At 67.9% G+C, this 13,748-nt stretch carries 12 protein-coding genes, 2 pseudogenes and 1 riboswitch; of the genes and pseudogenes, 5 read left to right on the top strand and 9 right to left on the bottom strand.

Going from position 1 to position 13,748, the window contains the following annotated elements; translation table 11 throughout:
• Window positions 1-35: 35 nt before the first annotated feature.
• From SLINC_RS07590 to SLINC_RS07550, 9 genes and pseudogenes are all read right to left on the bottom strand, one after another.
• A complete protein-coding gene (locus SLINC_RS07590) occupies window positions 36-509 on the bottom strand; it encodes a C40 family peptidase (protein WP_067428221.1) in 474 nt (157 codons plus the stop codon).
• A 3-nt stretch (window positions 510-512) separates the two neighbouring features.
• A riboswitch (cyclic di-AMP (ydaO/yuaA leader) is annotated at window positions 513-646 on the bottom strand.
• Window positions 647-1,062: 416 nt separating this feature from the next.
• Window positions 1,063-1,368, bottom strand: a complete 306-nt coding sequence (locus SLINC_RS07585; protein WP_067428219.1) for a hypothetical protein — start codon at window positions 1,366-1,368, stop codon at window positions 1,063-1,065.
• Window positions 1,369-1,375: 7 nt separating this feature from the next.
• A complete protein-coding gene (locus tag SLINC_RS07580) occupies window positions 1,376-2,011 on the bottom strand; it encodes an ATP-dependent Clp protease proteolytic subunit (RefSeq protein WP_067428218.1) in 636 nt (211 codons plus the stop codon).
• Window positions 2,012-2,343: 332 nt separating this feature from the next.
• A pseudogene (locus tag SLINC_RS47240) lies at window positions 2,344-2,697 on the bottom strand (ABC transporter permease subunit); the annotation flags it as partial.
• A 56-nt stretch (window positions 2,698-2,753) separates the two neighbouring features.
• Window positions 2,754-4,263, bottom strand: a pseudogene (locus SLINC_RS07570) (ABC transporter substrate-binding protein).
• Window positions 4,264-4,303: 40 nt separating this feature from the next.
• Window positions 4,304-5,560 (bottom strand): N-methyl-L-tryptophan oxidase, encoded by a 1,257-nt coding sequence (gene solA, locus SLINC_RS07565; RefSeq protein ID WP_225988278.1) that lies wholly within the window; start codon window positions 5,558-5,560, stop codon window positions 4,304-4,306.
• Window positions 5,469-6,872, bottom strand: coding sequence for an NAD(P)/FAD-dependent oxidoreductase (locus tag SLINC_RS07560; protein WP_067428210.1), 1,404 nt, complete (start codon window positions 6,870-6,872; stop codon window positions 5,469-5,471). Before SLINC_RS07560 ends, solA begins: the two co-directional genes overlap by 92 nt.
• Window positions 6,869-7,003, bottom strand: coding sequence for a hypothetical protein (locus SLINC_RS45730; protein WP_237282065.1), 135 nt, complete (start codon window positions 7,001-7,003; stop codon window positions 6,869-6,871). The genes SLINC_RS07560 and SLINC_RS45730 overlap by 4 nt, the downstream gene beginning before the upstream one ends.
• A gap of 558 nt (window positions 7,004-7,561) precedes the next feature.
• Complete coding sequence (locus SLINC_RS07550) at window positions 7,562-8,242, bottom strand: haloacid dehalogenase type II (protein WP_067428208.1); 681 nt, start codon at window positions 8,240-8,242, stop codon at window positions 7,562-7,564.
• 254 nt (window positions 8,243-8,496) lie between these two features.
• Here SLINC_RS07550 and SLINC_RS07545 point away from each other — a divergent pair, with 254 nt between their 5' ends.
• The 5 genes from SLINC_RS07545 to SLINC_RS07525 all read left to right on the top strand — a co-directional run bounded on the left by SLINC_RS07545 (window position 8,497) and on the right by SLINC_RS07525 (window position 13,747).
• On the top strand, window positions 8,497-9,183 hold the full coding sequence (locus tag SLINC_RS07545; RefSeq protein ID WP_067428206.1) for a GntR family transcriptional regulator: 687 nt from the start codon (window positions 8,497-8,499) through the stop codon (window positions 9,181-9,183).
• Between the two features lie 892 nt (window positions 9,184-10,075).
• Window positions 10,076-10,561: a RidA family protein gene (locus tag SLINC_RS07540; RefSeq protein ID WP_225988277.1), complete on the top strand. Its 486-nt coding sequence runs from the start codon at window positions 10,076-10,078 to the stop codon at window positions 10,559-10,561.
• 128 nt (window positions 10,562-10,689) lie between these two features.
• Window positions 10,690-11,796 carry an alanine racemase gene (locus tag SLINC_RS07535; RefSeq protein WP_067428202.1) on the top strand — a complete coding sequence of 369 codons (1,107 nt, stop codon included), beginning with the start codon at window positions 10,690-10,692 and terminating at the stop codon, window positions 11,794-11,796.
• A gap of 62 nt (window positions 11,797-11,858) precedes the next feature.
• Window positions 11,859-12,593 carry an SDR family NAD(P)-dependent oxidoreductase gene (locus SLINC_RS07530; protein ID WP_067428200.1) on the top strand — a complete coding sequence of 245 codons (735 nt, stop codon included), beginning with the start codon at window positions 11,859-11,861 and terminating at the stop codon, window positions 12,591-12,593.
• Between the two features lie 197 nt (window positions 12,594-12,790).
• Entirely contained in the window at window positions 12,791-13,747 is a 957-nt protein-coding gene (locus SLINC_RS07525; protein WP_067428198.1) for an ABC transporter substrate-binding protein, read from the top strand.
• The last annotated feature ends 1 nt before the right edge of the window (window position 13,748 follow it).

Below are 13,748 nucleotides of genomic sequence, written 5' to 3'. Positions count from 1 at the left end.
CGGATCAGGGCGCCGCCGCCCGCTCGGGAGGGGCACTACTTGACCCGGCCGTACCAGACGCTCTTGGTCCAGATCTTCTGAAGCCTGACGACGTCCCCGGTCTTCGGGGAGTGCCAGATCTTCCCCTTTCCGGCGTAGATGCCGACGTGGTACACGTTCGAGCCCGAGTGGAAGAACACCAGGTCTCCTGCCTTGCGGCTCTTGGAGGAGATGTGGCGCGTCTTGTTGTACTGCTGGGCGGCCGTGCGGGGCAGCTTCTTGCCCGCCTTCTTGAACGAGTACAGCGTCAGCCCTGAGCAGTCGAACCTCTTCGGCCCGACGGCGCCGTACTTGTAGGGGGATCCCTTCTTGGAAGCCGCGACCTGAAGTGCCTTCGTCGCCGGTGTGGCGGCCGCGGCGTCGGATGCGACACCGGGGACCACGACCGAGCCGCCTACGGCGGCGATGGCGAATGCCGAGGCCGTACCGGCCCGGACCATGAGCGACGGGACACGATTGAGCGCAGTCATGCGCAACCCTTCGTCAGCCGCCTGTGAAGGATGACCTGTCGGATTCGGGCTGGCGAAGTTGCCCGGCCGCTGACGCGGCTTCACCCCAAGGGCTGCTCGACCCGGTCATGGCGTGACCGTTCCGGCGACCCGTCGTGCCTGGGTCCTCCACTCCTGCCGATCCACTTCTGTCGACCGGTCATCCGGGCGGCGGCAGGACTCGGCGTCCACCCGGATCGCCCCGCCGCTGCGGCGGGGGCTTGTCGTCAGACAGGGATCTTGGCTCACCGATGTCCGAAAATCCCAATGGAACCGGTGGTTTGTGTTGTTACTCACCACTCACCCGTTCGGGTGGACACTCCTGTGTTCGAAGGGGTGTCGAGGACCCCGAGTGCGCCCGGACCAGCACAGGAACGCCACATTCCGTCCTCGGCCTACGCGCGTTGCGCAAGCTTTTCGGGCCGGAAAAAGGAGACGCGGCTACTCCGAACGGGGGTACGCCATCTGGTCCGTTTGAACCCCGGTCCGGACGTCGCGCCTCGCGGGCCCGGCGTCCGGACCGGCTGGGGGTGCGTCAAGTGTCGGAGCGCGGCGGCACGATGACGCGAGCCGTGCGGCGCTCCCCGTCCAGGACACGCAGCGCACGCGCCAGCGTGTCGGCATGCAGCTCGGTCTCGCCCCGACGGTGCATCAGTTCCAGCGCGTCACGCAGTGCGGTGGCCTTGCCCACCAGTGCCTGGGCGGCGCGCAGTCCGCCGTAGGTGTCGACGTGCCGGCCCGGGTTGATCCGCCCGAGCAGGTCGACCACGTCGAGGTAACGGTCGATCAGTTCGCCCTCGGCGTGAGTGAGGGCGGGCAGCGGCGGCAGATCGGGCAGCATCGGCGGCTCACCTCGCGCCGGGCGCGGTGTGCGACGTCTTGCGGCTCGGGATGATCCGGTCCGCGAGCCCGTACTCCAGAGCGCCCGGGGCGTCCAGGATCTTGTCCCGCTCGATGTCCGCGGTCACTTGCTCCCGGCTCCGGCCGGTGTGCCGGACGAGCATCTCCTCCAGGAGGGTCCGCACCCTCGTCAACTCCGCGGCCTGGATGGCCAGATCGCTGGCCTGCCCCTGTACCGGGTCGGCCAGCGCGGGCTGGTGGATCACCACGCGTGCGCCGGGCAGCAGGTTCCGCTTGCCGGGCGTGCCCGCCGCGAGCAGCACCGCGGCCGACGAGCCCGCCTGCCCCAGACAGGTCGTCTCCACGTCGCAGCGGACGTACCGCATCGTGTCGTAGATCGCCGACATCGCGCTGAACGAGCCGCCGGGGGAGTTGATGTACAGCGAGATGTCCCGGTCCGGGTCCTGGTACTCGAGGTACATGAACTGGGCCATCACATCGTTCGCCGAGGTGTCGTCGATCGGCGTCCCGAGGAAGACGATCCGCTCCTCCAGCAGCTTCGAGTACGGGTCCATCGACTTGGTCCCGTAGCTGGTGCGCTCGGTGAACTCGGGCAGGACGTAGCGGGCGGACGGTCGGGTCATGGGTACCCCTCCTTCGGCGTCTGTAAAAAATGTACAGGATGTACGTGACGTTAGGATGGGGGCGGATCCTAGTGATCAAGTTAAATGCCCAGGTCAGAGGCGCTATTTTGCTCCTTGTGGGGGATCGTGTCTCACATTCCTGTCACTGTTTGCCGGAGGCGTCGCCCTCACCTCCGGGACCTCCCCGGTGGTTCCCACGATGCCGCTGGCCGGCCCTGACCTCCGAGATTGTCGCGGCTCGCCGCGGTGTGAGTGTCCGTCAACGGGTGCGGGCGGCTCGGCTCTTCACTGTCGTGCGGGTGAGGGAGGCATGCGGCGTCTTGTGCAGCCGCGGCGGCCGTGCACACGGCGACGGCGACAGCCCCGGCCATCAGCGTCAGGGAGACACCGAGGGCCTGTACGGCGGAGGGCAGCACCTCGCTGCCGGAGACTCAGGAGCGGCCCCCGTCCCCGTGCAGCAGTCCACCCAGCCAGTGCCCGAGGAGCGGCAACGGGCCGTCGCTCAGGCCGAGTTGGTGCCGTACGGCAGCCAGCGCCCGGGGGGGATCGCGCTCTGCGGAGCGGGCCTTGAGCACGGTCAGCGCGGGGTCGGTGCGCGACAGCCATGGCAGCAGGCCGATCGCGCACACCAGGGCGGCGGTGAGCGCGGCCCGCCACAGCAGCGTGGGGCCGCCTCCCCGCGCCAGAGGGCGCAGGGCGGTGGACCGAGCGGACGGGCCGCCGGAGCGGCCGGAGGTGCCGTTCAGCGCCGGGTTCCTGTTCCCACGTACTGGCGCTCGTCCCAGCTGAACAGCGCGCCCTGCACCGACTTGGCGATGCCCAGGACGGCCTGCACGTGGACGAGGGGGATCACGGCGTCGGTGCCGAGGATCGCCGCCTCGGCCTTCATGGCGGCGTCCTGCCGCCTGCCGGTGTCGGACTGTGCCTGGGCGGCGGCGACGAGCCGGTCGACGTTCCCGTCGCACAGCTGCGACAGGTTGTACGTGCCGTGGCAGGTGAAGTCGCTGGCCAGGACGGAGACGGGGTCGCCCGTGTCGAGCATCATGTTGCGTGAGGTCACGGCGGCGTCGTACTTCCCCGCCAGCATGTCGCTTTCGACCTGCGAGTCGCTGCGCACCACCAGCTTCACCTTGAATCCGGCCTTCTCCAGGTCCTGTTGCAGCACCTGGGCCACCTCGGGCAGCTCTGGCCGGGTGGCGTAGGTGGCGATGGTGACGGTCCTGCCGTCGGGCTTGGTGGCCTCGGCCCGTCCGGTGGGGGCGACGCGCTTGCCGGCCGTCCAGGGCAGGGCGGGGCCGAAGAGGTCCTTGGCGGGTTCGGCGTACCCCTCGTACACCTGCCTGGCGATGACGGGGGTGCCGATGGCCGCGCGCGCGGCGGCCCGCAGTCCGGGGTCGGTGAAGGGGCCGGACCTGGTGTTCAGGTACAGGCTGGTGTCGCGGGCGGTGTCCGTTTCGTGGACGGTGTCCTTGTCCAGCGAGGCGATCTGCGAGACGGGAATCGCCTGGGCGATGTCCACCTGGCCGGTGCGCAGGGCGTTGGCGAGGGCGGTGCCGTCGGCGATGAACTGGACGTCGATGCCGGGGGCCTGGGCGAGGCCGTCCCAGTAGCCGTCGAAGCGGTTCAGGGTGGCCGCCGTGTCACCGGTGATCTTCGTGATCTCGAAGGGGCCGGTGGCGGTGCCGACGGGGTTCACGGTGCCGTTCTTCTCGTACGCCTTCGGGGCGAACACCGCCATGCTCGGGTTCGACAGCCGCAGCGGCAGCACCGGGTCGGCGGTGCCGGTGTCCGACCCGCACCCGGTCCCCGCCCTCGGCCTCGGCGCTCAGTCTCACGCCGGTCAGGGCGGTGGGCGTCGGCTCGGCGCGGGCGGCGTGGTTGAGTGCGGAGGCGACGGCCTCGGCGGTGACCGCGGTGCCGTCCTGGAACGTAGCGTGCCGCAGCGTGAACACCCAGCTTGTGTCGTCCTTGTCGCTGCTCCACGACTCGGCGAGCGCGGGGATCGCGGTGCCGTTGGCGTCCAGCTTGGTCAGTCCCTCCGAGACATCCAACCGGGACATGATGAAGGCGTCCTGGCCGTATGGGGAGTACTGCTCGGTCGGTGCGAAGGCCAGCGCCACGCGCAGCCGGGCTCCCGTCGCGGAGCCCGACGGGCCGGAGGACGACGAGACGTCCTCACGGGAGGCGAAACAGCCGGTGAGGAGGGGAACGAGGAGCAGGCCGGCCAGAAGCCTGCGGCAGGGTGTTCTCACGGTTCGGGTTCTTGTCTTCCGACGGTGGCGATCAAGGGGGCTACGTGGTCCTGAACCGGTCCGGACGCACGAAGTCCAAGCCTTCGATGGTCTGCTTGCCGAGCGCCTCGTGTGCGGCGATGTGGCCATAGCCGGTCGCCATCTTGAAGCCCTTTCCGGAGAATCCGGTGGCACAGTAGATCCTGCTGTTCTCAGCCAGCCAGCCGAGGAGGGGATGCCTGTCCTCGGTGAAAAGTTCGGGAAAGGCGTCGGCGCGCACGATGGTGGGGGTCAGGCCGGGAAGGAATTCGGTGACGATCTCGGTGACCTTCTCGACCTCTTCCCGGGTGAGTTCCCTGGACACGGAGTCCGGGTCGGGGGTTGCCCTTCCGCGCCCGTCCAGCGGTGCGTCCACCGATGCCTTGACCGTCACGCCGTCGACGGCGGGTGCGCCGTACATGGAGCGGTCGTCGTACTGCCGGCTGAAGACGGGGAAGTTCTCCGGTGAGAACTGTGTGCCGTCCTGGGCGATGAACCAGGTCAGGACGATCCGATGGGTTTCCGTGACGGCTTTGAGGTGGTCGGGCATGAGCTTTCGGGACCAGCCGCCGGAGGCGACGATGACCTTCTCGAACGTCCAGGTTCTGTCGCCCGAGGTGACGACCACGCCGTGTGCGGTTTCGGTGATGCTGTCCACGGGTGTGTTCTGAAGGATGGTGGCGCTGTTGGCCTGGGCCGCCGCGACGGCGGCGCTGACGGCGCGATCGGTGCGCAGCACGCCGGCGCGGGGGTCATAGATGGCGCAGTCGTCGGGGCGGAGGTTGTGCTGGGGGTAGCGTTCCGCCAACTCCTCCCGGCTGAGAACGTCGTGCTCGGCTCCGGTGATGCGCGCTGTCTCGAGGAGGCTGTTGATGAAACTGCTGTTCGCCGTCCCGATGGTCAGGCCTCCGGTGGGCGTGAAAATCTCCTGCCCGGTTTCCGCTTCGAGCTCGGACCAGAGGCCGCGGGAGCGTTCCATGATGGGGTAGTAGTCGGGCTTCCCGAAGTAGATCATGCGGAACAGGCGGGTGTCCCCGCCCACGGCACTGCGGCCGTGGGCGGGGGTGGCGGCCTCGAAGCCCACTACCGAGTCGGACAGTCGGGAGGCCTGCCACAGGGCCATGCTTCCGATGCTGCCCAAGCCGATGACTGCGAGTTTTGCGTCCATGAGAGCAGTTGCCTTTTCTTTACTCGTGAAGTCCGGCGAGTCTGCTGCCGATTCTGGCCAGGAGTGAGGTCTTGCTGGAACCCCTGCGCTCTTCCCACTGGTCGGCAACACCGAAGAGCCGGTACATGGCGTGAACGCCCAGCCAGCGGATGGGTTCCGGTTCCCACTTCCGTGCCCGGTAGCCGACCCAGGGAAGGGTGGTCCGTTCGGTTTGCTTCTCGAAGGCGAGCTCCACGAGAGTCCTGCCGCCGACGTAGGCCGACGTGACGCCGTGTCCGGCGTAGCCGGTGGACGATCCGATCCCCGATGCCGGGTCCCAGTGCACGCCGCCGTTCCAGTCCCGCGTGACGCCCAGGACTCCTGACCAGGCGTGGTCCACTTCGAAGGGGATGCTCGGGAAGAACGTACTGAGCTTCTGCGATATCAGGTCGATGGTGGACTGGGCGGTCGCACCGGCTCCCCCCGTGCCGGACCCGAAGCGGTAGGGGACACCGCGGCCCCCCATGGCGATACGGCCGTCCGATGTCCGTTGGGCGTAGATGAAGGTGTGCGCGGAGTCGCTGAGGCACTGGAGCCCGTCCCAGCCGATCTCCTGCCACGCCTCATCCGGCAGGGGCCTGGTCACGATCAATGAGGAGTTGACCGGGATCAGGGTCCGGCTGCCGAGCAGCTGTCCCGAATAGCCTTCGGTGCAGATGAACGTCCTGGCCGCGCTGACGCGTCCGTCGGCCAAGGTGAGGGTCCTGTCCGCGACACTGTCCACTCGGCTGCCCTCGTAGATCCTTACCCCCATGGAGGTCAGGGTGTCGGCGAGGCCGTAGACGAGTTTCGCGGGGTGGAATCGGGCGCAGTGCTTGTAGAAGAGCCCGCCGTGGACGGTGGAGATGTCGATCCGGCTCCGGAACTCGTCCCGGTCGAGCATGTGGACTTCGTCGTCGGTCAGCCCGTACTTCAGGTCGGCATCACGCCTGGTGACCAGCCGGCCCAGCCCTGCCCGAGTGTGGGCGGCGACGAGCGCGCCACCCTTGTGCTGATCGGCATCGATGCCCTCGGCCTGGAGGATGTCCAGGACCGCGTCGACGCCGGCGACGAATTCCTGTTGCAGTGCCCGGCTCGCTTCCAGCCCGCCCCCGGCGCGGGCGAAGGTGGCACGGTTCCCCGGGGGCATCGCCGAGAGCCAGCCACCGTTGCGTCCTGACGCGCCGTAGCCCACCTGTTCGGCTTCGAAGACGGCGACCGAGAGCGACGGTTCGATCTTCTTGGCGAAATACGCCGCCCAGAGGCCGGTGTAGCCGCCGCCGACAATGGCCACGTCCACGGAGTCCTGGCCGGTGAAGCGGGGGAACGACGGTCTCTTGTCGGCCAGCCCGGCCACCCAGAAGCCGAGCTCTCCGTTTCGCGGTGGTGCCGCATGGGCGTTCATGGTGCGTCCTTCTTCTGTGTCTGGGGCCGGGGGCGGGGCTGGAAGGCGGTGCAGCTGCCGTCGACGGAGAGGGGTGCCCCGTTGAGGTAGGAGGACTCCGACGACGCGAGGCGGAGGACGGCGTCGGCGATCTCCTCGGCAGCGGCGGCGCGTCGGACTGGGATCCGCCCCTCACGTAGTGCCTGTGGAAGCCTTCACCGCCGCCGCTCACCATCGGCTCGTCGCTAGACCGCAGTGCAGATCATCTGGATCTCGACAGGGGGGTTGAGGGGGAGCCCGGCGACACCGATCGCGGTGCGGGCGTGCCGGCCGTTCTCGCCCAGTACCTCGATGAGCAGTCACTGGCCGCGTTGGCGACCTGTGACTGCAGACCGAAGTCCGGCGTGCCGGCCACGAAGACCAGCATCTGCACGAGCCGGACCCGGTACAGGTCGCCGACCGCCTGTACCGCGGCGGCGAGCGCGTTGAGCGCGGCATGGCGCGCGAGCTCCCGCGCCGTCTCCAGCTACACGTCCCGACCGACGACGCCCTGGCCCAGCAGTTCGCCGCCCTTGAAAGGAAGTTGGCCGGAGAGGTGGAGGGCTCGGAGCCTTTCCGCAGCCGAGTCGCCCGTGACGGATTGCGGCAGGGGCAGGCTCATGCCGCCACCGCCTCGCTGCGCACCTTTTCCTCGGTTCTCCTCTCGGGCGTCAGGGGCGCGGCAGGCCGAAGAGGACCGGGAGGTCGGCGATGTCGGTGATCCGCTCGTAGCCGAGCCAGTGCTCGTCCTGCTCGAAGCCGCGGTCGACGTACACCTTGTTCTTGATGCCCATGATGGCCGCGGAGCGCAGGTCGTACATCGGGCTCGCGGAGACGTGCACGAGCTCGTCGGGTGTCACGCCGAGCTTGTCGAGCATGTACTCGAATGCGGTGAGGCGCGGCTTGTAGACGCCCATTTCCTCGGCGCTGATGACAACCTCGAACGGGGCCTTGAGGTTCTCCGCGAGACGCACGGCATGCGCGGTGTCGCTGTTGGTGATGATGACCAGCGGGACCGCCTCGGCCAGGCGGTTCAGCGCCTCGGTGACGCCCGGGTACGGGCCCCAGGTGGGGATGGTCTCGTACACTGCCCGCGCCTCTTCCTCGCGGTACTCGAGACCGACCTTGCGCGAGGCGCGTTCCATGGAGCGGGCGACGACCTGGTGGAACGGCTGGTACGCGCCCGTGCACTCGTCGATCCGGTACGCCTTGCAGATCCGCAGGTACTCATCGGCGATCTCGGGCGGCAGCCGGTCGCCCAGGACCTCACGCATCGTGTCGTTGATGCTGAACTTGATCAGCGTTCCGTTCATGTCGAACGTCACGAACTTGGGCTTGACGTCGAATCCCACTGGTCCTCCTAGTGCTTCAGCGGAGCAGTCCGAGCAACCTGGTCGATTGTCGACCATCGTTCGGTCGATTGTCGACCAAATGGCCTCGACTGTCAACAGGCGTCTGAGGGGTGCCTTACGTGATCCCGGCGTCGACCGCCCGAGGTTCAGGGAGTTTCCGTGCCGGGGAAGCGACTTGAGCGTGGGGGCGACCCGGCAGAGGTATAGTCGACAAACGACCAAGTGGTCGACAAGTGGTTAGGGAGGGTGGCGGGGTGGACCACAAGTTCGAGTGGCAGGAGCAGCGGACGACGACGCCGGAGGGCGTCTATCGCACACTGCGGGCGGCCATCCTCGACGGGACCGTACCTCCTGGTGGCCAGCTGCGCGAGGCGCACATCGCCTCGGATCTCGGGATCAGCCGGTCCCCGCTGCGCGAGGCGCTGACCAAGCTGGAGGAGGAGGGGCTCGTCGTGAAGATCCCCTACCGTGGGGCGTTCGTCGTAGAGGTGAGCCCTCGTGAGGTCGCCGAGATCGACTCGGTCCGGCTGCATGTCGAACCCTACGCCGCCGAGCTCTCGGCCGAAGCGCTGCGTGGTCCTGAGCGGCCGCAGTTGCTGCAGACTGTCGAGGATCTCCGTCGGGCGATGGAGAAGGACGACATCCCGGCCAGCATCGACGCCCACCTTCGTTTCCACAGGCTCTTCTACGATCTCTCGGGGCACGGCATCCTGCAGGGGCTTTGGAACGGCTGGGAGACCAAGCTGCGCCTCTATCTCAGCGTCGATCACCGTACTTACAGTGACAACCCGCATCAACTGGTCGTCGAGCATGAGAAGTTGGCCACGGTTGCCCTGGAAGGCGACACCGACGCGTTCCGCCAGGAACTGGCTGCCCATTTCCCCATGGGGCTGCGAGCCCAGGCGGGAGATGCGGGAGAACCGACGCACCGGCACGTATGAAGCCATGCCGCGTGTGTTCAGGTCCGGGCCCGTTCCTCATCGTGACGTTGTAGGCCCATGCCGAAGGGCCAGGATCAAGCTCGCACCGTCAACGCGATCGTGTAGCGGATCTTGTATGAAGGGCGCCGGCCGCCGGCGCGGTGGGACGGGTCGGGGCGACGGGGCGTTCACGGCTGCGAGGTAGCTGCGCGGAGTCCTGGGCGCCTCCCATGTTTGTCAGGATCGGTCGGACTCCGTCCGAGTCGGTGCCCCCGCGCGCTCTGACGGACTCGATCGCGGCACCGTGACCCGGCCGGTGCGCTGATGCCGCCGAGTTCGTCGAGCATGCCCCAGTGCGGCCGGGCCGGGCCCTGGCTTCGGCACCCCGGGCGAAAGCGCGGATATGCGGTCGGCGAGGCCGGCCCGAGCTCGGAGGCAACTGCCAGCCCTGTACAGCGGGGCGAGTCGTGGCATTCAAGGATCTCGTGGGCGTGTGGTTGACCGTCGGCGCGTTGTTCGGCGATCCGGTCGGCGTCCGTGTCAATCGCCCTGGAATCGGCCGCCGTCAGCGACCGTCATGTGGACGGGTGCGCTGCACAATCTCGCCCACGCCGGGATGGACCGGCGAGCGCGGTTGCGGTGTCGGCCGTTGTTTCCGGCAGCAGCGGATGGGTCCGCACGCGGCGCTCCCGGCTTGTGCTCGGCGCTGAAGTTTTTGTTGACAGTGTTCAACAGGCAGCCCTATGGTCGACAAACGACAATAAGAGTGGCTGATTTAAGCCACCATGCGACACTTTGTCGCCACAGGTGCTCGAGAGGGTGACCGAGTGCAGATGATCACAAATCACACGATGTGGGTTCTCGCAGCTGACTGCGAGGTTCCATGGCCTGTGCCGTCCAAGGCGGTGGCACGGTGAGCGGGCGCGTGGCCTCGGTAGCACAGACCGGCTCGGCTTCCGATCGGCTCCAGGCCTTGGGTCTGGCCCTTCCCGAGCTCCGTGAGAACCCGTACTACGTGGACCAGCGGACGGTGGGGTCCAGCATCTACATCTCGGGCCAACTGCCTTACAGGGACGGTGAACTGCTGGGTCAGGGCATTGTCGGCCGGGACGTGGAGCTGGAGACGGCGCGGGAGCTCGCGCGCCATGCCGTACTCAACTGCCTTGCCGCCGCTGTGCAGGCGGTGGGAGATCTGGACAGGGTCCGGATCGTGCAGATGCTGGTCTTCGTGGCCAGTACGCCGGACTTCGGTCTGCAGTCGCGGGTCGCCAATGAGGCCAGTGAACTGCTGATCGAGGTGTTGGGCGAGAACGGACGGCACGCTCGCACCGCGATCGGTGTCGCCGGGTTGCCGCTCAACAGTCCGGTCGAGATCCAGATGGTCTGCACCGCGGTGTAGGGCCGGGTACGGCGTCCGTGCAGCGCGAGCGCGCGTGCCGTTGCGCCCGCCACGCACATGCGGCATTCGAGGGAGCCGACATCCGCGCCCCTCGCTCAATTCCCAGACACAAGCAAGAGGAGTGCAGCGTGAACCGGCTCCAGCGAGCACTCGACGCTCTGGTCGAGCGGGTCGACACCCCCGCGCCGATCGTGCTGGTCGACGTCGTGCAGGACAACATCGACCGCATGCAGCGCTTCGCCGCTCAGCAGAGCCTCGATGTCAGGCCTCACGTCAAGACACACAAGTGTGTGGAGATCGGCCGACGGCAGATCGAGGCCGGGGCGGTCGGAATCACCGCGGGCAATGTCGGCGAGGCCGAGGTCTTCGCCGCGGCCGGATTCGACGACATCTTCCTCGCCTACCCGGTCTGGCCCGCGGGAACGAAGGGGAGACGGATCCGCCGGCTCGCCGAGTCCGCCCGGCTGCGGGTCGGCGTCGACAACGCCGCGGCGATCGAGGCCCTCGCCGACGCGATGGGAGACGAACCGGACCGGCTGCAGGTCGTGGTCGAGGTCGACTGTGGTGCCCGTCGTTCCGGGGCGCCGCCCGAGGCAGCGGGCGACCTCGCGCTCGCCGCCCGCAAGCGCGGCCTGGTGCCGGTGGGCGTCTTCACCTATCCAGGTCATGGCAGCTCCGGCCCCGACGCTCGCGAGCGCGCCGCGCGGGATCAGGATGCCGCGCTGACCACCGCGGTACGCAGCCTCGACGGCGTCGGGATCACCGCCGAAGTGGTCAGCGCCGGCTCCACACCCACCGTCGAGTTCTCCACCAGCAGCGTGATCACTGAGATCCGTCCCGGCGAGTACGTCTTCGGGGACCTGAACAACGCCCGGCTCGGCGCCTGCACGGACGATCAGATCGCGCTGTTCGTCGCCGCCACCGTGGTCAGCGACTGGGTGCCCGAGCAGGTCATCCTCGACGCGGGCACCAAGGCCCTCAGCCGCGAAGGCAGCATCGAGCGCGGCTACGGCCGGGTCGCCGGCACGAAGGCCTTCCTGTCCAAGCTCAACGAGTACCACGGATTCCTTGCGCTGCCCGCGGGCGAGTTCCGCCCCAGGGTCGGCACCGTGGTGCCGGTGGTGCCGAACCACGTCTGCCCGGTCGTCGTCAATTTCGAGGAGCTGATCGTCACCGACAGCACGGGCACGTCGCTGCAGCGGTGGCCGGTCGACGCCCGCGGATTCCTCAGCTGACCGGCCCCGGGACGAGAGACCTCGTACCCGAGCCGCCGCATTCTTCTAAAGGAGTGCCTGACATGAGACTCAAGAACGTCGCGGCCCTGGTGACCGGTGCCAGCAGTGGCATAGGGCAGGCGGTGAGTTCCCACTTCCGCCGCGAGGGCGCGCGACTGCTGCTCACCGGCCGCAGGGAGCAACTCGACACCGCCCAGACCGACGACCTGTACGTCCCTGGAGACCTCAACGACGAGGCGTTCGTCGAGGCCCTGGCCAACCAGGCCGCCGAGTCCCTCGGCACCGTCGACGTCGTCGTCATCAACCACGGCCTCCAGGCCAGCAGCCCGCTCACCGAGATGCCCTACGACGACGCGAAGAACGTGCTCGACAGCAACCTGCTCAGCGCGTTCCTGGTGATGAAGCACTTCGCGCCGCTGATGCCCCCCGAAGGAGGCTCCTTCGTCTGCGTCAGTTCCCGACTCGGCATGGTCGGAAAGCCCGGGGAAGTCCTGTACTCCGCCGCCAAGGGAGGCCTCATCATGCTCGCCAAGGGCGCGGCGATCGAATGGGCCCCGCGCAACATCCGCGTCAACGTCGTCGCCCCAGGTCTGACCGCCACCCCGGTCATCGAAACGGCGATCCAGCGCAGCCCCGACCCGGAGGCCTACCGCCGCGAGCGCGAGACCCAGATCCCGCTCCAACGCCTCGCCACCCCCGAAGAAGTCGCCGACGCGGCCCTCTTCTTCGCATCATCGGAGTCGACGTACATCACCGGAGCAGTCCTCCCCGTCGACGGCGGATACACCGCCTTCTGAACACCCCTGCCCTTGTCGTACGTGCAGGTCGCGAACCGCAGGTCCGGTCGACGCGATGAGCGAATGCCCTCGGCACCCCACCAGGCCCAACGCCCAGTCTGACGAGTTCCGGATCGCCCCAGCCAGTTCCAAACAGCCACCCATCCGGGATCTGAGCGGCTCCCAGCGCGCTTTCCCCGTTTGTAAGGAGTAAACCCATGCGAATCACAAGACACTTGAGCGTCCCGATTGTCACGACGGCCCTGGCCCTCGCGCTCGCCGCGTGTGGAGCGGGCGGCACCGCGCAGGACGTGGGGTCCAAGGGCGCGGCGCAGGGCGGAGGTTCCGGTTCGTCGGCCGAGCACACCGATGACATCTCGGTCGGTGTGAAGCCGGATGCGAAGGCGGTGAAGCTGCTGCCCGCGGCGGTGAAGGCCAAGGGCACGCTCTCGGTGGCCATGGACCTGACCAGCCCGCCCACCACGTTCATGGCGTCGGACAACAAGACGCCGATCGGGTTCAACCCGGACATGGCCCGGTTGATCGCCGCCAAGCTCGGTCTGAAGCTGCAGTTCAACAACGTCAAGTTCGACACCATCATCACTGGACTGCAGGCCGGCCGGTACGACTTCACGGCGTCCACCATGGGTGCCACCGCGGACCGGCTGAAGGTGCTCGACATGATCAACTATTTCAAGGCCGGGACCGGAGTGTCCGTCCCCTACGGAAATCCGCAGGGCCTGGGTACCCACACGCTGTGCGGGCACCGTGTCGGTGTCCAGTCCGGCAGCACCGCGGAGCTGCAGTGGCTGCCCCAGCTGTCCAAGCAGGACTGTACGAGCAAGGGCAAGCCGGCCATCAACGCGGTGACGCTGCCCAGCGTGAACGACGCTCTCACCCAGCTTGTGTCCAAGCGGATCGACGCGGTGATGTACGACTTCACCGGGCTTCAGTGGGCGGCCACGCAGCAGCCGAAGACGTTCGACGTCCTCAAGCCCCTGGTGGCCACCAAGACCGTGGCCGTCGCGCTGAAGAAGGACTCGTCGCTGACCCCCGCGGTCCAGGCTGCCATCCAGTCGATCATCGACAGCCCCAAGTACGCCCAGGCGCTGGGCCGCTGGGGTTTCAAGGACCTCGGGATCAAGACCGCGGCCATGGCCGTCCCGCAGGACTGAC

The sequence above is a fragment of the Streptomyces lincolnensis genome, from assembly GCF_001685355.1.
GTDB lineage: Bacteria > Actinomycetota > Actinomycetes > Streptomycetales > Streptomycetaceae > Streptomyces > Streptomyces lincolnensis.
Note: the sequence above shows the minus strand (reverse complement) of the source record. Positions and strands in the feature narration are given on the sequence as shown.